At 42.4% G+C, this 23557-nt stretch carries 14 protein-coding genes; 1 reads left to right on the top strand and 13 read right to left on the bottom strand.

Features of this window, described 5'->3' with window-relative positions; translation table 11 throughout:
• Positions 1-210 precede the first annotated feature (210 nt).
• The 5 genes from DW125_RS12325 to DW125_RS12305 all read right to left on the bottom strand — a co-directional run bounded on the left by DW125_RS12325 (position 211) and on the right by DW125_RS12305 (position 5932).
• Positions 211-1332 carry an ABC transporter ATP-binding protein gene (locus DW125_RS12325; RefSeq protein WP_021860181.1) on the bottom strand — a complete coding sequence of 374 codons (1122 nt, stop codon included), beginning with the start codon at positions 1330-1332 and terminating at the stop codon, positions 211-213.
• A gap of 4 nt (positions 1333-1336) precedes the next feature.
• Entirely contained in the window at positions 1337-2494 is a 1158-nt protein-coding gene (locus DW125_RS12320) for an ABC transporter ATP-binding protein (RefSeq protein ID WP_021860182.1), read from the bottom strand.
• Between the two features lie 10 nt (positions 2495-2504).
• Positions 2505-3329: a carbohydrate ABC transporter permease gene (locus DW125_RS12315; RefSeq protein ID WP_021860183.1), complete on the bottom strand. Its 825-nt coding sequence runs from the start codon at positions 3327-3329 to the stop codon at positions 2505-2507.
• A gap of 48 nt (positions 3330-3377) precedes the next feature.
• Positions 3378-4313 (bottom strand): carbohydrate ABC transporter permease, encoded by a 936-nt coding sequence (locus DW125_RS12310; RefSeq protein WP_021860184.1) that lies wholly within the window; start codon positions 4311-4313, stop codon positions 3378-3380.
• A 191-nt stretch (positions 4314-4504) separates the two neighbouring features.
• Entirely contained in the window at positions 4505-5932 is a 1428-nt protein-coding gene (locus DW125_RS12305; RefSeq protein ID WP_021860185.1) for an ABC transporter substrate-binding protein, read from the bottom strand.
• Positions 5933-6238: 306 nt separating this feature from the next.
• On the opposite strand from DW125_RS12305, the gene DW125_RS12300 reads away from it, so the two are divergent.
• Positions 6239-6859, top strand: a complete 621-nt coding sequence (locus DW125_RS12300; protein WP_117538333.1) for a YesL family protein — start codon at positions 6239-6241, stop codon at positions 6857-6859.
• Positions 6860-7013: 154 nt separating this feature from the next.
• Here DW125_RS12300 and DW125_RS12295 read toward each other — a convergent pair whose 3' ends face one another.
• The 8 genes from DW125_RS12295 to DW125_RS12260 all read right to left on the bottom strand — a co-directional run bounded on the left by DW125_RS12295 (position 7014) and on the right by DW125_RS12260 (position 23227).
• Entirely contained in the window at positions 7014-8102 is a 1089-nt protein-coding gene (locus tag DW125_RS12295; RefSeq protein WP_117538332.1) for an alcohol dehydrogenase catalytic domain-containing protein, read from the bottom strand.
• A 37-nt stretch (positions 8103-8139) separates the two neighbouring features.
• On the bottom strand, positions 8140-9648 hold the full coding sequence (locus tag DW125_RS12290; RefSeq protein ID WP_117538331.1) for an FGGY-family carbohydrate kinase: 1509 nt from the start codon (positions 9646-9648) through the stop codon (positions 8140-8142).
• A gap of 163 nt (positions 9649-9811) precedes the next feature.
• Positions 9812-9991 carry a hypothetical protein gene (locus tag DW125_RS12285; RefSeq protein ID WP_021860189.1) on the bottom strand — a complete coding sequence of 60 codons (180 nt, stop codon included), beginning with the start codon at positions 9989-9991 and terminating at the stop codon, positions 9812-9814.
• 157 nt (positions 9992-10148) lie between these two features.
• The gene (locus tag DW125_RS12280; RefSeq protein ID WP_117538330.1) at positions 10149-11750 is read right to left on the bottom strand and encodes a xylulokinase; all 1602 of its coding nucleotides are present in this window, start codon (positions 11748-11750) and stop codon (positions 10149-10151) included.
• The gene (locus tag DW125_RS12275; protein WP_117538329.1) at positions 11751-12452 is read right to left on the bottom strand and encodes an L-ribulose-5-phosphate 4-epimerase; all 702 of its coding nucleotides are present in this window, start codon (positions 12450-12452) and stop codon (positions 11751-11753) included.
• Between the two features lie 315 nt (positions 12453-12767).
• The gene (gene rpoC, locus DW125_RS12270; protein WP_117538328.1) at positions 12768-16436 is read right to left on the bottom strand and encodes a DNA-directed RNA polymerase subunit beta'; all 3669 of its coding nucleotides are present in this window, start codon (positions 16434-16436) and stop codon (positions 12768-12770) included.
• 14 nt (positions 16437-16450) lie between these two features.
• The gene (gene rpoB / locus DW125_RS12265) at positions 16451-20314 is read right to left on the bottom strand and encodes a DNA-directed RNA polymerase subunit beta (RefSeq protein WP_021860193.1); all 3864 of its coding nucleotides are present in this window, start codon (positions 20312-20314) and stop codon (positions 16451-16453) included.
• A gap of 264 nt (positions 20315-20578) precedes the next feature.
• Entirely contained in the window at positions 20579-23227 is a 2649-nt protein-coding gene (locus DW125_RS12260; protein ID WP_117538327.1) for a fibronectin type III domain-containing protein, read from the bottom strand.
• Between the last annotated feature and the right edge of the window lie 330 nt (positions 23228-23557).

Here is a 23557-nt window from a genome sequence, read left to right as displayed (position 1 = left end):
TCTCCAGGTGCATACGCAACGATTGCTTTCATTTTCTCTGGTAAATTGCTCATATTTTTTCCCTCCTATACTTGAAACATACACTTATATCAAAAAGATCTGCCCTGCGCAGTCTTTTTGTATACTTTGCTATTTATACATAACGCCAGGCACAAAAGTCCTAAAAGCTACGAAACTCTTTTCTCTTGTCCCTGGCATTATAATATCTAACTATTCACGGATACGATCTCCGGTCTCAATATCAAACAAGTGTGTTTTTTCTCCACGAACTTCCAGTTTGATAATATCTCCGGCTTTATATCTTGTCTCATCATCCGTGATAATCATCAGAAGCGATTTTCCTACACGGATACCAATTCTTCTCTCGTCACCGAGGTTCTCAAATGTTGCAACCTCTTCCGGTGTTCCTTTGGAGTGCTCTCCTCCGATCATAACGTCCATAGGACGAACACCCATTTTACATTTGAATCCATTGCTTACTACATTGTAGTAACGTTCCGGAACCTGGATCTTCAGGTTACTGTCTTCGAATGTGAAGAAGAAGTGCTCCCCGTCTCCAACAATCGTTGTCTCCAAAATGTTCATCGGAGGCTCACCGATAAAGGATGCAACGAATTCATTTACCGGATCATCATATACTTCTGCCGGTGTTCCATACTGCTGAAGGACACCAAAGTTGATGATCGCTATCTTATCTGCCAGCGACATCGCCTCTAACTGGTCATGTGTTACATAAACCGTTGTACATTTGATATCATTGATCAGACGTTTGATCTCTGTACGCATTGCCTGACGTGCTTTACCATCCAAGTGGGAAAGTGGCTCATCCATGAGCAGCAGTTCCGGACGACGGATAATTGCACGAGCAATATTTACACGCTGTTTCTGTCCACCGGATAATTTAACCGGCATTTTGTCAAGCAGGTCATCACACTGCATGAGTGGTGCGATCTCACGGACACGTTTGTCGATCTCTGCTTTGTCTACACCTTTTGCTTTTAAGTTGAAAGCAATATTATCATATACGGTAAGAGGCGGATACATCGCATAATCTTCGAACGCCAGACCGATATGTCTGTCCTTCGGATGAAGATCATTTACAAGTGTGTCTCCGATGTATATCTCTCCTTTTGTGATGTCCTCCAGACCGGCTGTCATACGAAGCGTTGTTGTCTTACCACATCCGGAAGGTCCGAGGAAAGCGATAAATTCACCCTGCTCAGCGACAAGATTCAGATCTTTTACCGCATAATCATTTGGTTTTGCACCTTTTTTCTTCTTACCCTGATTGTCATAACGTTTATAAAGATGTTTGATAGTTAATCCTGCCATACTCTTATCCCTCCTGTTCTGCTGCTAACGCTTTCACAGCCGCTTCTCTGTATCTTGTCAAATATTCCTGAGTCTCTGCGTCAAAGAACATAGCATGATCTAACTTCATATCTACATATATATCCTGGTCAATCTTAACTGTCAGTCCGTTCGGTGCGATCATACGAAGCTGCAGTCCGTCTTCTACGTCAGCTACGATAACGGCTTTGTTACCGATACTTTCGTAACTGTAAACGCTACACTTCATATAGCCTTCCTTCGGCTCAAATGAATAAGTAAGATTTTGTGGTCTCATACCGATATCTACGCGATCCAGTCCAAGTTCATCCAGTTTTGCATACAGATCATCCTCATGAGGAAGATCATATTCTTTTCCATTTGCTTCCAGCGTGAACTTATATGTATCGTCGGCTTTTTTGATTGCTCCGGTGATGATATTGATCTCCGGATCACCCATCAGTTCTGCAACGAACTCGTTACATGGCATATAATAAATCTCATCTCCGGTACCAACCTGAACCACTTTACCCTCATTGATAATAGCAATTCTGTCACCAAGTGACATAGCTTCCATGAAGTCATGTGTTACGTATACAGATGTTGTTCCGAAGTTTGCCTGGATCTCTTTTAACTCAGTACGCATGGAGTTACGAAGTTTTGCATCCAGATGTGCCAAAGGCTCATCCATCAGATATACTCTAGGAGAACGTACAAGTGCACGTCCCATGGCAACACGCTGTTTCTGTCCATTGGACAACTGACTCGGAAGACGCTCTAACAGATAGTCCATCTTCATCATCTCAGCAACTTCTGTAATTTTCTTTTTGATATATTCTTCATCTCTCTTGTATAATTTGCTTCTAAGCGGAGATGCCATATTATCATAAACTGTCATCTGCGGATACAATGCATAGTTCTCAAATACCATTGCTGTATCTCTGTGTGCAGCATCAGTCAGGTTTTCAACCTTTCCGTCAAATTTGATCACACCCTCTTCCGGAAGCTGGATTCCGGCAATGCAGTTCAGGATTGTTGTCTTTCCTGCACCGGCAGGTCCAAACAATACGAAGAACTCTTTATCTTTGATATCCAGGCTTACTCCATCAAGAGCTGTAACTTTTCCGAATTTTTTAGTAACATTTTCCAATTGTATTCTTGACATATTCTCACCTCTATCCCTTTACTGCACCGAAACTCAGACCACGAACCAGATGTTTCTGGATACACAGTGCGAAAATGATTGCCGGCAGAGCGGATACGGCTGCTGCTACAGCAAGCTGTCCATAGTGTGCACTGTCTGTTCCAAGGAACTTTGTGATCGCTACAGTGATCGGCTGAACGTTTGTACCTCCAAGCATCAACGGGAATGTAAAACTGTTCCATGCGAAGATAAATGCAAGGAGCGCAGCGGATACAAGACCCGGTTTGATAAGTGGTACAAGGTTCTTAAAGAAGATCTGATACCAGGAATATCCGTCTACCTGGGCTGCATACTCAATCTCAACAGAAATATCTTCGAAGTATCCTCTTACTACCCAGATCAGAAGCGGCATAGAGATTAATTGGTATACCCAGATCAGTCCAAAGTAAGAATCATAGATTCCTAATCTCTGATAGATCATGAACAGTGGTAATACTACCAGGATCTCAGGTGCGAATTTGAAAGAAAGAATCTGGAATGCGATATCTTCTTTCTTCTTGAAGTTGTATCTTGCAAGGGCATATGCTGCCGGTACACCTGCAAGTACGGAAATCAAAACTGCTCCTCCGGATACGATCAAACTATCTAACATATATTTCATATAATCTGTGTGAAGTAATACTTCCTTGTAGTTTGCAAGTGTTGGTGTAAATACAAATGTTGTTGTATACATCTCCGCATCTGACTTAAATGTCAGGATCAGCATCCAGATCAGCGGAAACAGAGCAAATATTGAATATATGGCTAAAAGTCCATTCTGAACTATACGGCCTAATCTTTTTGAAGCTGTACTCATGCTTAACATCCTTTCTATGTGAAAATAATCTTGTTTTCCAGTAACCTGTTATTCTTCCAGACCTGCTGCCTGTTTCTGTGCAGCTCTCTGTCTCTTAACGATCTGTTTTGCAATGATATTAATGAATACCCACAATACCAGGATGTACGGAAGTGCATATCCGAATTTCTGGAACTGGAATCCTGTCTGATAAGCGGTCAGTGACAGGTTCATAAGTGTATCTCCAGGGCCTCCCTTTGTCAGAGCGAAGATAACGGCATATTCCTGTAATGCTGCCATCAATCTGAACAGGAGTGCAATATATAAACTTGGTTTTAACATTGGCAGTGTCAGGTTACGGAAGTTAAACATTGTACTTCCTCCATCGATCTTAGCAGATTCGAATGGTGACTTCGGCAGTGACTGCAGACCTGCAAGTACAAGTAACATACAGAATGATGTGTTAACCCATACATCGATCATAACTGCTGTCATAAGTGCAGTCTTCGGACTTGCTGCCCAAGGGAATCCGACAATACCAAAGATGTTCAAGAATTTTTCGATAATACCAACGGAGTTGTTCAGCATCAACTGCCAGATGATCGTAGCTGTTACAGGTGCAACCATCAGCGGGAAGATCAATGCAACTCTCATAATCTTTGAAAATCTGTTGTTCAGGTTGTTGAGGATAATTGCTACCCCCATTCCTAATCCCATCTCAATTGCTGTACTAAAGAATGCATATTTAATTGTTACCCATGTTGCTTTTAAGAATTCTTTCGATGCCAGAATCTGTGTCCAGTTTCTTAATCCTACAAAACTATATGTTGGCATTCTGAAAGAGAAGTTTGTAAGTGAATAGTAAATTGCCATTACGAAAGGAATCATAATACCTATAGTAATGATTAGAGCAGGTGCCACAATCATATACGGAAGTGCTTTTGTTTTAAAAGGCACCACATTCAGCTCACTCGCAGCGGCACTGTTCTTATTCTGTTCTTTCATCCTAGTTCCTCCAATCAAAAATATTTAACATCCGGTACGGAGTTCTCACAATTTCAAAAGTAAAATCGAGGAGGGTCAGGTAACCCCTCCTCGACTCTAACCCTTAATATGTACGATTATGTCCATTTCGTACTTCAATTTTTAATCTCTCAATTAATCATCGATCACAAATAATCTAAACGTTCCCAATATTATTCATCGATCTGAATGTCAGCTACGATCTTATCAAGATCTTTCTTCAGCTGTTTCATAGCCTGCTCTGTAGATTTGTACTTGTTGCTTGTTACAAGATCCTGCAGAGTCTCTGCCCATTTTGTTGTACACTCGAAGAAGTACGGCTGTGGTGTGAAGTAGATAGATGCGTTCTTCTCAAGAGCTGCGATAGACTCGAGATAGTTATCTGCTTTACCAACGATAGATTTGTACTCATCACTGTTCATAACAGATGTACGAGGAGTATCCGGAGAAGCTCCTTCAGTTCCTGACCAAAGCATGTAATCTGGGCTTGTGAAGTACTGAATGAAGTACCAAGCTGCTTCTTTGTTCTTAGAATCTTTGTTCATAGCCAGTGACCAGATCCAGAGGTTTGTCTTAGCGTCAGCATCTGTCTTTCCTTCCGGAAGCGGAACTGTTGACCATGCAATATTTCCGGATTCTGCAGAAGCGCCTTTGTAGTTGTTGAAGTAAGCGTTACTTGATGCATCAAACATCATAGCTGCTTTCTTAGCTCCGAGGTCTTTACCACACTCATACCATGTAGCGTTTGCCCACTGAGTAGATCCGCCTTCTTTGATAAGTTTAACCCAGTAATCTGTCATATCAATAGCTTCTTTAGAATCAAGTTTACATACTAACTTGCCATCTTCGATTGCAAAGTCCTGAGCTCCCCATGTTGCGAATAATGACATATATCCAGGATGGATTGTTGCCCACTCACGAGTACCACGAACTGCGATTCCATATGTTCCGGATCCGTTGAATCCCTTTAATGCTTTAGCAGCTTTCAGAAGGTCATCTGTTGTCTTCGGAACCGCGATTCCTTTTTCTTTTAATACTTTCTTGTTATAGGAAATGTTGTTTAATTCCCATCCCATTGGAAGTGCCCACTGAGAACCTTTTCCAACTTTGTGTCCAGCTGTCAGATCCCATTTCAATGCCCCAACAACACCTGGAATGAAATCATCATAGTTGTAATCTTTGTCTGTAAGAGCCGGATTGTTAATGTAGTCATCCAATGGCTCCATGTATCCAGCCGGTGCATACTCCCAAACCTGATAAGCACCTGTCATGTAAACATCAGTGTCACCTGAGTGGCTGCTAAGAGAAGTGTTCAACTTGTCAAAGTAGTTAGACTCTGGTGTAGAAGAATATTTAACCTTAATTCCTGTCTTCTTCTCAAATTCCGGGATCTTCTTGATAACGGCTTTTGAGTAGTTGTGCTCATTGAACATTACGTTGATTGTTTTTCCCTTGTAGTTCTGCCAGTCGAAATCTTCGGCTTTTCCTTTGTCCGGCGCGTCACTCTTAGAAGAATCACTTCCTGTGGATCCGCCACAACCAGCGAGCATTGTAGCAACCATTGTCATACATAACAGTGCGCTTATAACCTTTTTTTTCATACCTTTCTTTCCTCCCTTTTCTATGGATTTTAATTTTGTACACTTTGTTTACGTATCAGTTTACCTGCCTGAACGTTTTGTACAAATTGTTTAATATTATTATAGCACAAAGCTGACTTTTGTCCAGGTGTTTTACATATGTAATGTTTCACAAAAAATTCATGGTGTTTTTGCACTATTTTTTCATTTTTTTGGTGATTTTTTTGTTAAATTTTTATTTATCCACTAAAAAAATGACTATAGTTGCCTTAAATACGCTTTTCGTGTATCATTAGTAACATATTGGACACTTTGGAGGTATACATCATGAAAGCATTTGAATACGACAGTGGCTTTATGAAATTTGCAATTCTTCTAAGCCGCCTGACACTCTTAAATCTGATCTGGCTGATTGCCTGTATCCCGGTTGTCACCATCGGTGCCTCGACAGCCGCCATGCATTACAGCGCAGCGAAGCTTATGAACGGTGACAGTCATGTTTTCGGGAATTACAAAACCGGTTTCCGTACATATTGGAAAAAAGGAACTGTGATCTGGCTGATCACCGCAGTATTCAGTGCCATCTTCGGTATGGCATCCTACCTGTTCCAGACAGCACGTATTCCTTATCATACGGTACTGATGGTCATCTCCGGCATGGCTTTCCTTACATTATTATTAATAGTGATCTGGATCTATCCGACAATGGTGAATTTCTCCGGAAAGTTACAGGAGTTATTTTTCAATGCATTTATCTTCGCTTTTATGTACGCACCTGTCACACTGATCGCAGTGGTATTCTATGGAATCGCAGGATTTTTATTTATCCGCTTCCTGCTCACCAGAATGCTCGTAGTACTGTTCGGACCGGCTCTTATCGTTTACAGTACACTGGTGCTTTTTGAGAAGGTATTTAAAAAATACAGACCTAAGACCGAAGAAAGTTAAAGTCTGAATTGTAACTGCACGCAAAGAACTGTCACTGATATATTTCTTCAGATACTATGACATCAAAAAATCTGTGCAAGCTATGCTTACACAGATTTTTTAATGTCCTTATTATTAGAAAGGAACTAAACGATATCTTATTTTCTACGATGCATTAGTCGAATTTGAATGCAACTTTGAAGTCGCCGTATTTTCCTGATGCATAGTCAAATGCTTTCTCCCACTCTTCAATCTTGAAGATGCTGGATACAACACCGTCTGTCTTTAAGTTGCCTTTCATCATGTTCTCGATTACGAATGGATATGCATACGGGCTTAAGTGTGATCCCAGGATATCCAGTTCTTTACGGTCACCGATGATAGACCAGTCAACTTTTGTCTCTGATCCAAATACACTGAACTCTACAAAACGTCCAAGTTTACGTGTTACAGTCAGTCCCTGGATAACGCTTGAAGGATGTCCGGTTGCTTCGATGTAAACGTCGCATCCATAGTCATCTGTCAGAGCTTTGATCTCTTTGTCAATGTCGCATTTTCCTGGGTTGAATACAAGGTCAGCGCCAAATTCTTTCGCTTTCTCCAATCTTCCATCCTGCATATCCAGAACGATTAAGAGTTTTGGATTCTTCATTCTTGCGTATGTGATCATGCCAAGTCCGAGAGTACCTGCTCCGGAAATAACTACTACGTCTTCGTTTGTGATGCTTCCACGGTCAACTGCATGTTTGGAACATCCATAAGGCTCTACCAGAAGTGCCTGCTCGATAGACATATCTTCCGGTACACGGCTTAATACACAGTTCTTAGGATATCTTACATACTCTGCCATACCACCGTTGTTGTATGACTGGAATCCGAGCATGTCGTGTGGCTGGCACATCCAGTAATGTCCGTCTTTACAGAAACGGCATTTTCCGCAAGGAACGATCTGGTCTGCGATGATTCTGTCGCCCAGCTCATATCCTTCTACGTTCTCACCCATCTCAACGATTCTTCCGAAGAATTCATGTCCCGGAATAAATGGTGGTTTAACCCATGATGGCTGTACATCATCTCCCCAGAACATTGCTGCACCGTGGCTGCACTTTAAATCACCTGCACAGATTCCGCAAGCCTCTGTCTTGATGATAATGTCGTCCGGTCCACATTCCGGTGTTGGATATTCCGGTTCAAAACGATAATCGTCTTTTGAATATGCTACCAGCGCTTTCATTGTTTTTGGAGTACTTCCTTTTGTTGCCATAATACAAACACCTCTTTCTTAAAAAATATATTTCTTGTTATACTTCAAACTGTCCCCAGACAGTATCGAGAGCTTTGCTCACTGCATGATATTTCTCATATTTTTTCTGATAAATCTCATGCATCTGCGGATTCGGTTCTACTCTTCCTGATACGTGTACCATATGTTTTGCCGCATCCTTATAATCCTTGTATACACCAGCTGCGATCGCTGCTGCCATACCACATCCGAGTGCACCTAATTCTTTGGCATCTACCGTCTCAATCGGGAATCCTAAAATATCCGCAAACATCTGTACCCAAACTTCTGAATTTGCAGCACCTCCCGCCATACGAATTGCCTCCGGGCGTTCTCTGGATAATAATAACCTCTCAATATGTGTCTTATGTGAAAATACAACACCTTCATAAATCGCACGTAGCATATGTGCTTTGTTATGGTAAGTTGTAAGTCCGATAAATGCTCCCTTTCCAAGTGGATGTGCATTCGATCCATATAAGAACGGAAGGAAATATACATCACATTCTTCCGGTTTTACGGAAGCTACTTTTGCATTGACTACACTGTAGATATTTTCACCTTCCGGAATCTTCTCATTCTCCATACAGTTCTCCAGATACCACTCCAGGTTACCGGATGAAGTTGCACTGCATTCTTCTACGAGATAATATCCCGGCATTGCAAACAGAGAGTTCATGGCGATCGTTCCATCCATAACCGGCTCTTTTGCAATATATTCATTAATACTCCATGTACCTGCGATCGTACACATTCTGTCCGGTGATGTAACATCTACCGCAACTGCGCAGGCATCAATATCAAACATACCGCCTGCCACTGCCGTCCCTTCCGGAAGTCCGGTCAGTTCAGATGCTTCTTTGGAAATCGTACCGCACAGGTCATAAGAATAACGGATTGGCGGAAGCATATCATATACTTCTCCAATTCCCATCTTCTCTAAAATATCTTTATCAAATCTGACATCTCTGACATTCATAAGTCCTGATCCGGAAATATCCGTTGCTTCACTGTAAGCCTCTCCAGTCAGTCTGAATCTTACATAATCTTTTACTGAAAATGCATACTGGATATTATCGTAAATATCTCTGTGGTGATCCTTAAACCATGCAAGTAACGATACCTGCTGGCATGCCATGATCTCCTGACATGTTCTGTCATGGATCTCTTCATATACACCATTCTCATGCCATTTCTCCGGATATTTCCACGCACGGCTGTCTGTGGAAATAATTCCGTTATATGCCGGTTTGCCGTCTTTGCCCCAAGGATATAAGCCTTTGCCGTGACCGCACACTGCAATACCCAGAACATCTTCGCCATTAATTCCCGCTTTATTGATCGCACGCTTGATGCAGTCACAGTTTGCAAGCCAAAGCTCTTCCATATCTCTTTCCGTATAGCCTGACTTTGGTGTGATCACTTTCGTTGATCTGCCGGCTGTTGCAATCTCTTTTCCGGTCAGATCAAAGATCGCAGCCTTGGTCGATGTACCACCATTATCGAGTCCTATTACATACCGTTCCATATTCACGTCCTCCTTTGCCTGTTTCAATTATATATTCTTTGTGCAAATATATCAATGACATTTTTCCACCTCCGTGACTTTTGTCACATTTACACAAAAAAAGAACCTGACGATATTTACCGTCAGGTTCTACGCATGTCTATCTTTAATTTTTAGCCATCTACTATCTTGTAACGTATGCATGTTTGAGTTCAACAGATGTTGCTTTCTTATCTGCCTTAACTCCTGATGCTGTAATGCCTGATGCCAGTGCTGCTCCAATGTTGTAAAAATCTCTAACCATTACATAAATTCCTGCTGCTACAAAAAGAACGGATAAAATTGTTGCTACTAATGTCATCATACTTGTCACCTCATACTTTAGATTGTTAAAAATTTGTTTATCTTTTTTCTGATTGTATAATAACACAGCCTGCACTCTTCGTAAATGTCAAAAAGCTCCAATCTTTTTTTGTTTTCAGCATATTTTTTGTTACTTTTTTATCAATGTGTTTTGGCTTTTATTTAATTTTAGCAATTGCTTCCTGTTCTACGCTTAATCCCTGTTTAAATTGCTCTATAAATTTCTCGAATCCGTCCACATCTTCCGGCACCGGTTCCATCTTGCTGCCCTCATTTCCGGCAAAAACTTTGTTGTCAAGATAGTCTTCCAACGTCTCGCCGTTTGCTTTTCCAACTTCGTATGCAGCCAGAAGTGCAATTCCCCATGCACCGCCTTCGCCAGCTGTCTCCATTACGGAAACCGGAGCCTGCATTGCAGCTGCCATGATGCGCTGGCCAACTCCCGGAGTCTTAAAGAGTCCGCCGTGTCCTAAGATCTTATCAATCTGAATATGTTCTTCTTTTACAAGGATATCCATTCCGATCTTGAGTGCACCGAGCGCCGCATACAAATGTGTACGCATAAAGTTTGCAAGATTGAATTTACTGTTTGGTGTACGAATAAATACCGGTCTGCCTTCATCAATCGGAATAATATTTTCACCGGAATAATATCCATATGATAACAGACCACCACAGTCAGCATCACCTTCCAGTGCTTTGTTATATAATGTTCCGAACAATGTATTCATATCTACTTTCATGCCCATTGCTTCTGAATACTCTTTAAAAATATTCACCCATGCATTCAGATCAGAAGTACAGTTATTCGCATGTGCCATTGCCACCGGACTTCCGGATGGTGTTGTTACCATATCAATTTCCGTATATACTTTGGAAAGTTCTTTTTCCAGTACGATCATAGCAAATACAGATGTTCCGGCAGATACATTACCGGTTCTCTTTGCAACACTGTTTGTTGCAATCATACCGGTTCCGGCATCACCTTCCGGCGGGCACACCGGAATTCCTGCCTGAAGTGTTCCGGTCGGATCTAATAATTTGACACCTTCTTCTGTCAGGCATCCTGCATCATCGCCTGCGCAGAGGACTTTCGGCATGATTTCACGGAGTTTCCAGCTATATCCACGGTCTTCGACAAGTTTGTCAAATTTTTCGATCATTCCATCGTAGAAATCGGATGTAGCCGGATCAATCGGGAACATACCGGATGCATCACCGACTCCTAAGACCTTCTGACCGGTCAGCTGCCAGTGAATATATCCGGATAAGGTTGTAAAATATGCCACATCCTTCACATGTTCTTCTTTATTAAGAATCGCCTGATACAGATGTGCAATGCTCCATCTCTGCGGAATATTGTACTGGAACAGCTCTGTCAGCTCTTCTGCTGCCTGTCCTGTGATCGTATTTCTCCAGGTACGGAATGGAACGAGCAGTGTTCCTTCTTTGTCAAATGCCATATAGCCGTGCATCATTGCACTGAATCCGATGCCGGCAAGGCTTTTGATCTCAGTACCGTATTTTTCCTTTACGTCTGCCGCCATATTAGCATAGCTGGCTTTCAGTCCTTTCCAGATGTCTTCCAGATCGTATGTCCAGATATGTCCGTCCAGTCTGTTCTCCCAGTCATAACTTCCTGTTGCTACCGGCTGATGATTTTCATCGATCATAACCACTTTGATTCTTGTCGAGCCGAGTTCAATACCTACTACTGCTTTTCCGGCTTCAATCAATGTTTTTACATTCTCCTTGTTCATCTAGTGTCCCCCCTGTCCATAGTATGCATTTGCTCCGTGTTTTCTGTAATAATGCTTGTCCTGCAGTTCCTGTGGTGCCGGCTTATTTTCCGGATTGATCAGTTCACAGCGGCACGCCATCTTTGCAACTTCTTCTAATACTACTGCGTTGTGCACTGCTTCGTTGGCATCTTTGCCCCATGTAAACGGACCGTGGTTCTTACAAAGAACTGCCGGTGTTGCAATATAGTCTTTTCCGCGTGCTTCAAACTCGTCCGCAATCAGCACACCTGTATTTTTTTCATAAGCTTCTTCAATCTCTTCTTTTGTCAGATTGCGCACACATGGAACTTCTCCATACAGATAATCTGCATGTGTGGTTCCGTAGCATGGAATGTCTCTTCCTGCCTGCGCCCAGCTTGTAGCCCACGGGGAATGGGTATGTACGATTCCCCCGATATCCGGGAAACGGTTATATAATACCATGTGAGTATCTGTATCGGATGAAGGGTTGTATTTTCCTTCTACTTTGTTGCCCTGAAGATCAACGACTACCATATCATCCGGTGTCAGTTTATCGTATTCTACTCCGCTTGGTTTGATTACAAAAAGACCTTTTTCTCTGTCAATTCCGCTCACGTTACCCCAGGTAAATGTAACCAGTCCATACTTCGGCAGCATCATATTGGCTTCGTACACCTTCTTTTTCAGTTCTTCTAACATTCTATTGTCCTCCGTTCTTAAAGTCTACTATAGTCAATATATCTTAATTTTTATATGTTTTCAACTGATTTTCGGTAATATGTGCCAATAATCACTAATTTTAGTATCTGACGTACGGTTCCGTATACAGCGGTTCTTTCGTTTTCACAAACTACCAGATAATAGTCAAGCATGGACGTGTATCCTTCCCACTACCAGGGCTGATTAGGAACTCTCCTCCATGAGTGACGTGCGCTGCAAGGCGAACGAAAAAAAGGAGCAGGAAACTTGCGCTTCCTGCTCCTTAATTGTTCTTTATTCTGTTAGATTCCTGAATTACTCGATTATAACTCCGTCTTCTTCTACAACATTTTCTGTTATATCATCAACATCATTCATCTCACCGATTTCTATATCATCACCTTCATCAAATGATAACTCATCATCTAATGCGTAATCGGAACCGAGTTTAATATCACGGTATTTTCTCATACCTGTACCGGCTGGGATGTGTTTACCAATGATAACGTTCTCTTTCAGACCTACCAGTGGATCGATCTTGCCCTTGATTGCTGCTTCTGTCAGAACTTTTGTTGTCTCCTGGAAGGATGCTGCTGACAGGAAGGAGTTTGTAGCAAGGGATGCTTTTGTAATACCAAGCATGATCTGTTCTCCGGTTGCCGGCTCTTTGCCTTCTGCTTCCAGAGCTGCATTTGTATCTTCAAATTCCAGAATGTCTACATTTGTTCCCGGAAGGAATTCTGTATCTCCTGCTTCTTCGATACGGATCTTCTTCAGCATCTGACGAACGATAACCTCGATATGCTTATCGTTGATTTCAACACCCTGCAGACGGTATACACGCTGTACTTCCTGGATCATGTAATCCTGTACGGCGCGGAGTCCTTTGATCTTCAGGATATCATGAGGATTTACACTACCTTCCGTCAGTTCATCACCGGCTTCCAGTTTTGCTCCGTCTAATATTTTGATACGTGATCCGTAAGGGATCAGATATGCTTTGGATTCTCCTGTTTCTTCATTTGTAACGATAATCTCACGCTTTTTCTTCGTGTCGCTGATTGTTGCAGTTCCTGCAAACTCAGTGATAATTGCAAGTCCCTTCGGCTTTCTAGCCTCGAAAAGCTCCTCGACACGAGGAAGTCCCTGTGTGATATCCCCACCGGCTACACCACCGGTATGGAATGTTCTCATAGTAAGCTGTGTACCAGGCTCACCAATGGACTGGGCAGCGATAATACCAACAGCCTCTCCAACCTGTACCGGCTCACCGGTTGCCATGTTGGCTCCGTAACATTTTGCACAGATACCGCTGTGTGAACGACATGTTAAAATTGTACGGATCTTAATCTTCTTCAGTGTCTCACCATTTTCGTCGACACCTTTTTTCATGATCAGCTCTGCACGTTTCGGAGTAACCATATGGTTCTTCTTAACAAGTACATTGCCATCTTTATCTACGATATCCTCGCACAGGTAACGTCCTGTAATACGCTCCTGGAGGCTCTCGATCTCTTCATTTCCATCCATGAATGCATGTACATACATTCCAGGGATCGGACCATCCTTCGGTGCACAGTCTACTTCGTGGATGATAAGCTCCTGGGATACATCAACCAGACGTCTGGTCAGGTATCCTGAATCGGCTGTACGAAGGGCTGTATCAGAAAGTCCTTTACGTGCTCCGTGCGCAGACATGAAGTACTCCAATACGTCCAGACCTTCACGGAAGTTTGACTTGATAGGCAACTCGATCGTATGACCGGTTGTATCTGCCATCAATCCACGCATACCGGCAAGCTGTTTAATCTGTTTGTCAGATCCACGGGCTCCGGAATCCGCCATCATGAAGATGTTGTTGTATTTATCAAGTCCTGTCAGCAGGGCATGTGTCAGAGCATCGTCAGTTGTCTTCCATGTCTCAACAACTTCTTTGTAACGCTCTTCCTCTGTGATCAGACCACGCTTGAAGTTCTTTGTGATCTTATCTACTGTATCCTGTGCTTTCTGGATCATCTCTGGTTTCTGTGGCGGTACTGTCATATCTGAAATAGATACGGTCATCGCAGCTCTTGTAGAATACTTGTATCCGATTGCTTTTACATGGTCAAGAACTTCTGCTGTAGCAGTTGCTCCATGTGTATTGATAACTTTTTCAAGGATCTGTTTTAACTGTTTCTTACCTACGTGGAAATCAATCTCCAGTAACAGTTCGTTGCCTTCTACTTCACGATCTACGAATCCGAGATCCTGTGGAATGATCTCGTTGAAGATAAATCTTCCCAGTGTAGACTCAACAGTAGCTGTCTTATCTGTTCCGTCGGCAAGTGTCTTTGTTACACGTACTTTAATGCGTGAGTGCAGAGTAATTACCTGGTTCTCATATGCCAGGATTGCTTCGTTCACGCTCTTGAAGAACTTACCTTCTCCGATCGCTCCAGGTCTTTCCTGAGTCAGATAGTAAATACCAAGTACCATATCCTGTGAAGGTACAGCTACCGGTCCACCATCGGAAGGTTTCAGTAAGTTGTTCGGTGAGAGCAGAAGGAAACGACACTCAGCCTGTGCTTCTACAGACAGCGGAAGATGTACAGCCATCTGGTCTCCATCGAAGTCGGCGTTGAACGCGGTACATACGAGTGGATGAAGCTTGATCGCCTTACCTTCTACAAGGATCGGCTCAAATGCCTGGATACCCAGTCGGTGAAGTGTAGGGGCACGGTTTAACATAACCGGATGCTCTTTGATCACTTCTTCCAGAACATCCCATACTTCCGGCTGAAGTCTCTCTACCATTTTCTTAGCATTCTTGATATTGTGAGCAGTTCCATTCTGAACGAGTTCTTTCATTACAAATGGTTTGAACAGCTCGATCGCCATCTCTTTCGGAAGACCGCACTGGTAAATCTTAAGTTCCGGTCCTACGACGATAACGGAACGTCCGGAGTAGTCAACACGCTTACCAAGCAGGTTCTGACGGAAACGTCCGGATTTACCTTTCAGCATATCAGAGAGGGACTTAAGAGCACGGTTACCTGGTCCTGTAACCGGACGGCCACGGCGTCCGTTGTCGATCAGTGCATCTACTGCTTCCTGCAACATTCTCTTTTCGTTTCTTACGATAATGTCCGGAGCGCCTAACTCAAGCAGACGTTTCAGACGGTTGTTTCTGTTGATAATTCTTCTGTAGAGATCATTCAGGTCAGATGTTGCAAAACGTCCACCATCTAACTGAACCATCGGACGCAGATCCGGTGGGATGACCGGAATGTTATTCATGATCATCCACTCTGGTTTGTTACCGGACTCACGGAAAGCTTCTACAACTTCCAGACGTTTTACGATTCTTGCACGTTTCTGTCCGGTAGCTCCCTGTAAGCCTTCTGTCAGTTCATTGTATTCTTTGTCAAGGTCGATTGCTTCCAGCAGTTCCTGTACGGATTCAGCACCCATACCTACTCGGAAAGCACTTCCCCATTTTTCTCTTGCTTCCTGATATTCCTGTTCAGACAATACCTGTTTGTACTGAAGGTCTGTATCCCCTTTGTCCAGCACGATATAGGATGCGAAATACAGAACTTTCTCCAATGTTCTTGGAGACAGATCCAGGATCAGTCCCATACGGCTCGGGATTCCTTTGAAGTACCAGATATGGGATACCGGAGCTGCAAGAGCAATGTGTCCCATACGCTCACGTCGTACGCTTGCTTTTGTAACTTCTACACCACAGCGGTCACAAACGACACCTTTGTAACGGATTTTTTTGTATTTACCACAGTGGCATTCCCAGTCTTTGCTTGGTCCGAAAATCTTTTCGCAGAACAAACCATCTTTCTCCGGTTTCAGAGTTCTGTAGTTAATTGTCTCCGGTTTTGTTACTTCTCCCCTTGACCATTCCAGAATCTTTTCAGGTGACGCCAAACCGATTTTGATTGCATCAAAAGTCATAGGCTGAAATGTTTGTTCCTTAGTATTTTCTGGCATACTGGCACCCCTTTCTATTCGTTATCTGCATCATATGCATAGTCATCAGTTTCATTAAAATCGATTGAGAAGTCATCCTCTTCCGGCTCTTCTTCTACATCAACGAGTTCTTCTCCCTGGAATTCCTGTTCGGTATATCCATGTTTACCGAAGTCATCGTCCTGTCCGTATCTTCTGTCTCCTTCAATCAATGAGCGGAAATCTGTATTACCCATCTCTGAGGTTTCCATGATCTCAACTTCTGTATTGTCATCGCGCAGTACACGCACATCCAGTCCGAGAGACTGTAACTCTTTGAGCAATACTTTGAAGGATTCCGGAATACCTGGCTCAGGGATGTTCTCACCTTTGATGATCGCTTCGTATGTCTTCACACGACCGATAACATCATCGGATTTGACTGTCAGGATCTCCTGCAGAGTATAAGATGCACCATAAGCTTCCAGTGCCCAAACCTCCATCTCTCCGAAACGCTGCCCACCGAACTGTGCCTTACCACCTAATGGCTGCTGTGTAACCAGTGAGTAAGGACCCGTTGAACGTGCGTGGATCTTGTCATCTACCAGATGATGCAGTTTCAGGTAATGCATGTGTCCGATTGTTACCGGGCTGTCGAAGAACTCTCCTGTTCTACCATCACGAAGACGTACTTTACCGTCTCTTGAAAGCGGTACACCCTTCCACAGTTTTCTGTGGTCTCTGTTCTCATACAGATAATCCAAGACTTCCGGAAGGAGTTCCTGCTCGTGTTTTGCTTTGAACTCTTCCCAGCTTAAGTTGACATAGTCATTAGCCAGATCAAGAGTATCCATAATATCATTCTCATTTGCACCGTCAAATACCGGTGTTGCAATGTTAAATCCAAGTGCTTTTGCTGCCAGGGACAAGTGAATCTCCAATACCTGTCCGATGTTCATACGTGATGGTACACCCAGTGGGTTCAGTACGATGTCAAGCGGACGTCCGTTTGGCAGGAATGGCATATCTTCTACAGGAAGTACACGAGAAACGACACCCTTGTTACCATGACGACCAGCCATCTTATCTCCAACGGAGATCTTTCTCTTCTGTGCAATGTAAATACGAACGGACTGATTTACACCAGGTGACATCTCGTCACCGTTCTCTCTTGTAAATACTTTCGCATCTACAACAATTCCGTATTCACCATGTGGTACTTTCAGAGATGTATCACGTACTTCACGTGCTTTTTCACCGAAGATTGCACGAAGAAGTCTCTCTTCTGCTGTCAGTTCTGTCTCTCCCTTCGGAGTTACTTTTCCGACCAGAATATCACCGGCACGCACTTCTGCACCAATGCGGATGATTCCTCTGTCATCCAGATCTTTCAGAGCTTCATCTCCAACTCCCGGAATATCTCTTGTGATCTCTTCCGGTCCGAGTTTTGTATCACGTGCTTCTGCTTCGTATTCTTCAATATGAACGGATGTATATACATCATCCTGTACAAGTCTTTCACTTAAGAGTACCGCATCCTCGTAGTTATAACCTTCCCAGGTCATAAATCCGATCAATGGGTTCTTACCTAACGCAAGTTCACCGTTTGATGTAGACGGTCCGTCTGCGATAACGTCTCCGGCTTCTACTCTGTCACCTTTGAACACGATCGCTCTCTGGTTGTAGCAGTTGCTCTGGTTGCTTCGCTGGAACTTCGTCAGTTTATATTTTCTGAGTTTTCCGTCATCCTGCTTAATCTGAATCTCTGTGGATGTAGATCTCTCTACGATACCGCCTTCTTCAGCAACAACACATACTCCGGAGTCAACGGCTGTCTTCTCTTCCATACCGGTTCCGACTACAGGAGCCTCTGTAATAAGAAGCGGTACTGCCTGACGCTGCATGTTGGATCCCATCAGCGCACGGTTCGCATCATCATTCTCCAGGAAAGGAATCAAGGCTGTAGCTACAGAGAATACCATCTTAGGAGAAACATCCATGTAATCGAACATCTTTCTCTCATATTCCTGTGTCTCTTCACGATAACGACCGGATACATTCTTACGAACAAAATGTCCTTCTGCATCCAGCTGTTCATTCGCCTGTGCTACATGGTAGTTATCTTCTTCATCCGCTGTCATATAAACAACTTCGTCTGTTACACGCGGATTTTCCGGATCGGAGTGATCAATCTTACGGTACGGAGCCTCAACGAATCCATACTGATTGATTCTTGCATAACTTGCAAGAGAGTTGATCAGACCGATATTCGGACCTTCAGGTGTCTCAATCGGACACATTCTTCCGTAATGGGAGTAGTGAACATCTCGAACCTCGAATCCGGCACGGTCTCTTGACAGACCACCCGGTCCAAGGGCTGACAGACGTCTCTTATGTGTCAGCTCACCTAACGGGTTGTTCTGATCCATGAACTGTGACAGCTGAGAAGAACCAAAGAATTCTTTTACTGCTGCTGTTACTGGTTTGATGTTGATCAGGGACTGTGGTGAAATACCTTCCAGATCCTGTGTTGTCATACGCTCACGTACAACTCTCTCCAGTCTTGAAAGACCGATTCTGTACTGGTTCTGAAGCAACTCACCGACAGCACGGATACGTCTGTTTCCGAGGTGGTCGATATCATCATCATTTCCAAGTCCATATTCCAGATGCATATTATAGTTGATAGACGCAAAAATATCTTCTTTTGTGATATGTTTCGGGATCAGATCATGGATGTCTCTTCTGATCGCGTCTTTTAATTCATCAATGTCTCCTGCTGACTCTTCTAACAGATTAGCCAGTACCGGATAATAAACAAGTTCTGTTACCCCAACCTCTGCCGGATCAATGTCAACAACAGTCTTAAGATCTACCATCAGGTTCGACAGAACTTTGACTTTTCTGTCCTCTTCCGGCAACTCGATCCATACATATGGAACTGCTGCATTCTGGATCTCATCTGCAATCTCTCTTGTAACCTTAGTTCCGGCTTCTGCGATCACTTCTCCGGTCAGAACACTTGCTACGTCCTCTGCAAGGATCTGTCCTGAAATACGATTTTTCAGCAGAAGTTTTTTATTAAATTTATAACGTCCGACTTTCGCCAGATCATAACGTCTCGGATCGAAGAACATGCTTGTGATCAGGCTCTCTGCACTGTCCACTGCAAGCGGCTCGCCCGGGCGGATCTTCTTATATAATTCCAGAAGACCTTCCTGATAATTGGTAGCGGCATCTTTCTCGAAACTTGCAAGGATCTTCGGCTCTTCACCGAACACTTCCAGGATCTCCGGATTTGTACCGACACCAAGTGCACGAATCAATACTGTGATCGGCACCTTTCTGGTTCTGTCTACACGTACATAGAAAACGTCATTGGAGTCTGTCTCATATTCCAGCCATGCACCACGGTTCGGGATAACAGTAGCGGAATACAGTTTTTTACCAACTTTATCATGTGAAATTGCATAATAAATACCTGGTGAACGAACGAGCTGACTTACGATTACTCGCTCTGCACCATTAATCACAAATGTTCCGGTTGCAGTCATTAACGGCAGGTCACCCATGAAAATCTCATGCTCGTTAATCTCGTCTGTCTCCTTGTTGTGGAGTCTCACTCTCACTTTCAGCGGTGCTGCATATGTTGCGTCACGCTCTTTGCACTCATCGATCGTATATTTTACTTCATTCTCGCATAAAGTAAAATCTACAAATTCCAGGCTGAGATGACCGCTATAATCGGCGATTGGGGAAATGTCATCAAATACTTCTTTTAATCCTTCATCCAGGAACCACTGATAAGAATCTTTCTGGACTTCGATCAAATTCGGCATCTGAAGCACTTCTTTTTGTCTGGAATAGCTCATACGTGAACTTTTTCCGCTTTTGATAGGACGAATTCTGTTTTTCTCCATATTGACGTTTCACTCCTCGTTTATTTTTTGGCGGGCTTTACGAATGCCCTTAAATATTGAAAATTCCGGCAAAAACCTTCGTATTTTACTGGTTTTTGTGCAATATCATGGCATAACTTTCCACAATAGCGCATTTTTAACTATAGCATAGCGATATTTAGCTTGTCAATACCCAATTTGAACTTTTTTTCAAAATAACAGGAGGCATCGTGCTCTCTGCACAGTGCCTCCTGCTTTTCATTTTATGTCTGTAGTATCTGCAAACTATTTTACGGTCACTTTTTTAACCTTAGACCAGTCAGAATGTAAATTCATCTGCTCACCATTGTATTTTACTGTCGTATAAGTACGAACTCTTACATAGTAAACTTTTTTAGATTTTAAGTTTTTCACTGTCTTTGTGACAACCGAGTTCTTTGTGATCTTTTTATTCTTCACAGCTTTTACAAAGTTCTTATCTGTAGAATACTGTACCTGATATCCGGTTACTTGTGTCGTCTGTTTGCTCCATTTTACATCAAATCTCTTCTTTGCGGCTTTTAATGATTTTACTGTTACAGATTTCGGAGCAATCTTGAATGTCTTTGTCTTTGTTCCGTTGTAATCACCCTTGAATGTAAGAGTTACTTTGTATTTTCCAACGTTCTTGCAGTTACCTGCATATTTTACAGTGTAGCCTTTGATTACTTCGCCTTTTGCGTTCTTAACTGTTACTTGCGGTTTCTGTACTTTGCCATTGTAAATGTATCTTGTATTGGAAAGTGTAATTGACTTCGGAGTGGCCGCTACTTTTGCATCATCTGCATCTTTAGCATCTTTTAACTCTTTCAATGTGGTCTCTGCTTTCTCAAGTACATCTTTGTTGCTTACCAGTTCTTTCTGTGCATCTGTCAGTGCATCGTAAGCTGTTCTTGCTTCTTTGATCGCATCTTCGGATTCCAGTGTTACATCTCCGATCGCGTCGATCTTATTTGTAACTTTCTCTGCGGCCTTAACATCGGCTGCTTTTGCATCCTGTAATTCTTTCAGTGTACTCTCTGCTTTCTCAAGTACATCTTTGTTGCTTACCAGTTTTTTCTGTGCATCTGTCAGTGCATCGTAAGCTGTTCTTGCTTCTTTGATCACATCTTCGGATTCCAGTGTTACTGTTCCAATATTTGTAATATTTTTAGAAACCTGATCTGCTGCTTTCAAATCTGCAAGATCTTTTTCTGCTTTCTCAAGCACATCTTTGTTGCTTACCAGTTCTTTCTGTGCATCTGTCAGTGCATCGTAAGCTGTTCTTGCTTCTTTGATCGCATCTTCGGATTCCAGTGTTACTGTGCCAATATTTGTAATATTTTTAGAAACCTGATCTGCTGCTTTCAAATCTGCAAGATCTTTTTCTGCTTTCTCTAATACATCGTAATTTGTTACCAGAGTCTTCTGTTTATCTGTTAATTTATTGTAAGCTGTTCTTGCTTGTTTTATCTTGCTCTCAGATTTCAGTGTAACTTTTCCGATATTTTTGATTTTGGTTACTACAGCATCTGCTTTCTGCAAATCACTCAGTTCGCTTTCTGCTTTCTGTAATACATCATAATTTGTTACCTGTTTTTTCTGGTCTGCGGTTAATGCATTATATGCTGATCTTGCAGCTTTGATTGTACTTGATGAGCTAAGTGTTACTTCACCGATTCCATCAATTTTATTTTTAACATTTTCTACCTGAAGATCGCTCAGTTTTGCTTCTGCTGTTTCTAATACATCGTAATTCGTTACCTGTTTTTTCTGGTCATCTGTCAATGCGTCATATGTATCTCTTGCATCCTTAATCGCATCTTTTGAGTCCAGTGTTACATCTCCGATCGCGCTAATTTTGCTTTCAGCATTCTCTACCTGAAGCTTGCTCAGTTTTTCCTCAGCCGTTTTAATTGCATCTGCGTTTTTAATCTGTTCTTTCTGTTCGTCAGTCAGTAAATTGTAAGCTTTCTTAGCTTCTTCAATTGCTTTTTCAGAATTTAATGTAATATCATCAAGAGCATCAATTGTCTTCTGTGCATATTCTACAGCATCCAGCACTGTAACCTTGCAATATGCATTGCAGGCACCTCTTGTATTATCGTTATTATAATAACGTCCAGATACTACATAAGTTCCCGGTTTATCAAAAGATACTTTGAATTTACCATCTTTATCTACTTCAATATCTTCGCGGTAATCTTCATCTGTAACCTTATCTGCTCCATTCTTTCCGACGAAAATCATTGTATATGCACCATCTTCATTATTACATGGTCCATACTGTGGTGTGTGCATAGAGCTTGTATAACGATAAGTCAGTTCTACATCAGACCCAACCCCCGTTGTAACGTCGTCTGTCTCAATTGCGCTGTAAGGTGTGTAATCCTGTCCCGGTCCATATTCTCCAAAGAAACCATATCCAGGATATCCATATCCTGCGCCCCAGTTTCCGGCTGCCTGATAGAATGTATATTTGTCTCCGTCTTTTGCTTTATACTTTGCACTTACCGTAGGCGCATCAATACCATTTAAGCACCAGAGCTGATCCATTCCCCATCCAAACATATCTGTGATCCATCCGCTGGATCCGATATCTACAGTTGCAAGTTCGTCTGTCATTCCTTTATCTGTTAATGCCTGAAGTAAGATATGAAGCGGTGTGATATAATCCGCATCATCCGGTGCATTTTTAATCTTGTAGGATTGGAAAGACGGTACCTCGTCTTTGTTCATTGTTACTTTCGTATACGGAAGAATGGTTCCGTCATCCTGTTCTGCTCTTACATAGCAGGTAATTGTATTCTTGTCTGATGAATCTGCGTTATCTGCAGCAGATACTGCCATTGGCAGGATAAATGCAAGCATACAGATACTAACTATAGCAGTCATTATTTTGTTTTTAAACTTCATAAATCTTATTTCCTCCCTTTTCTCTTTTCTTTATATATAAAACCTCAGATAAATTCTGAGATATAAGCACAACAACAATAAAAAACCGGCTCCTGAATCACCCAATTCAAAAGCCGGTTATATGCACACACAAGAAAAACATCTGTTTTTCTTCGCACAGCACAACAAATCTTTTATCTAATATTTCAACTTCGGATTGGGCAAAGTCAAGGATGCAGCACTCCGTGTATCTGACTTAGTCTGTGTATTATAATGGTGAAAATTTCATATTATAATTTCCAGACTTCACAGTGACCGTCTCGCGAGGCTTCTCACCTCATTCCACTGCCG

Source organism: Dorea sp. AM10-31, from assembly GCF_003435815.1.
GTDB lineage: Bacteria > Bacillota > Clostridia > Lachnospirales > Lachnospiraceae > Dorea_D > Dorea_D hominis.
This window is presented reverse-complemented; position numbering and strand designations above follow the sequence as displayed.

Bases quoted from the DNA above. Each gene is read 5' to 3' on its own strand.
- DW125_RS12325 (WP_021860181.1), bottom strand. From the start codon at position 1,332: ATGGCAGGATTAACTATCAAACATCTTTATAAACGTTATGACAATCAG.
- DW125_RS12320 (WP_021860182.1), bottom strand. From the start codon at position 2,494: ATGTCAAGAATACAATTGGAAAATGTTACTAAAAAATTCGGAAAAGTT.
- DW125_RS12315 (WP_021860183.1), bottom strand. From the start codon at position 3,329: ATGAGTACAGCTTCAAAAAGATTAGGCCGTATAGTTCAGAATGGACTT.
- DW125_RS12310 (WP_021860184.1), bottom strand. From the start codon at position 4,313: ATGAAAGAACAGAATAAGAACAGTGCCGCTGCGAGTGAGCTGAATGTG.
- DW125_RS12305 (WP_021860185.1), bottom strand. From the start codon at position 5,932: ATGAAAAAAAAGGTTATAAGCGCACTGTTATGTATGACAATGGTTGCT.
- DW125_RS12300 (WP_117538333.1), top strand. From the start codon at position 6,239: ATGAAAGCATTTGAATACGACAGTGGCTTTATGAAATTTGCAATTCTT.
- DW125_RS12295 (WP_117538332.1), bottom strand. From the start codon at position 8,102: ATGGCAACAAAAGGAAGTACTCCAAAAACAATGAAAGCGCTGGTAGCA.
- DW125_RS12290 (WP_117538331.1), bottom strand. From the start codon at position 9,648: ATGGAACGGTATGTAATAGGACTCGATAATGGTGGTACATCGACCAAG.
- DW125_RS12285 (WP_021860189.1), bottom strand. From the start codon at position 9,991: ATGATGACATTAGTAGCAACAATTTTATCCGTTCTTTTTGTAGCAGCA.
- DW125_RS12280 (WP_117538330.1), bottom strand. From the start codon at position 11,750: ATGAACAAGGAGAATGTAAAAACATTGATTGAAGCCGGAAAAGCAGTA.
- DW125_RS12275 (WP_117538329.1), bottom strand. From the start codon at position 12,452: ATGTTAGAAGAACTGAAAAAGAAGGTGTACGAAGCCAATATGATGCTG.
- rpoC (WP_117538328.1), bottom strand. From the start codon at position 16,436: ATGCCAGAAAATACTAAGGAACAAACATTTCAGCCTATGACTTTTGAT.
- rpoB (WP_021860193.1), bottom strand. From the start codon at position 20,314: ATGGAGAAAAACAGAATTCGTCCTATCAAAAGCGGAAAAAGTTCACGT.
- DW125_RS12260 (WP_117538327.1), bottom strand. From the start codon at position 23,227: ATGAAGTTTAAAAACAAAATAATGACTGCTATAGTTAGTATCTGTATG.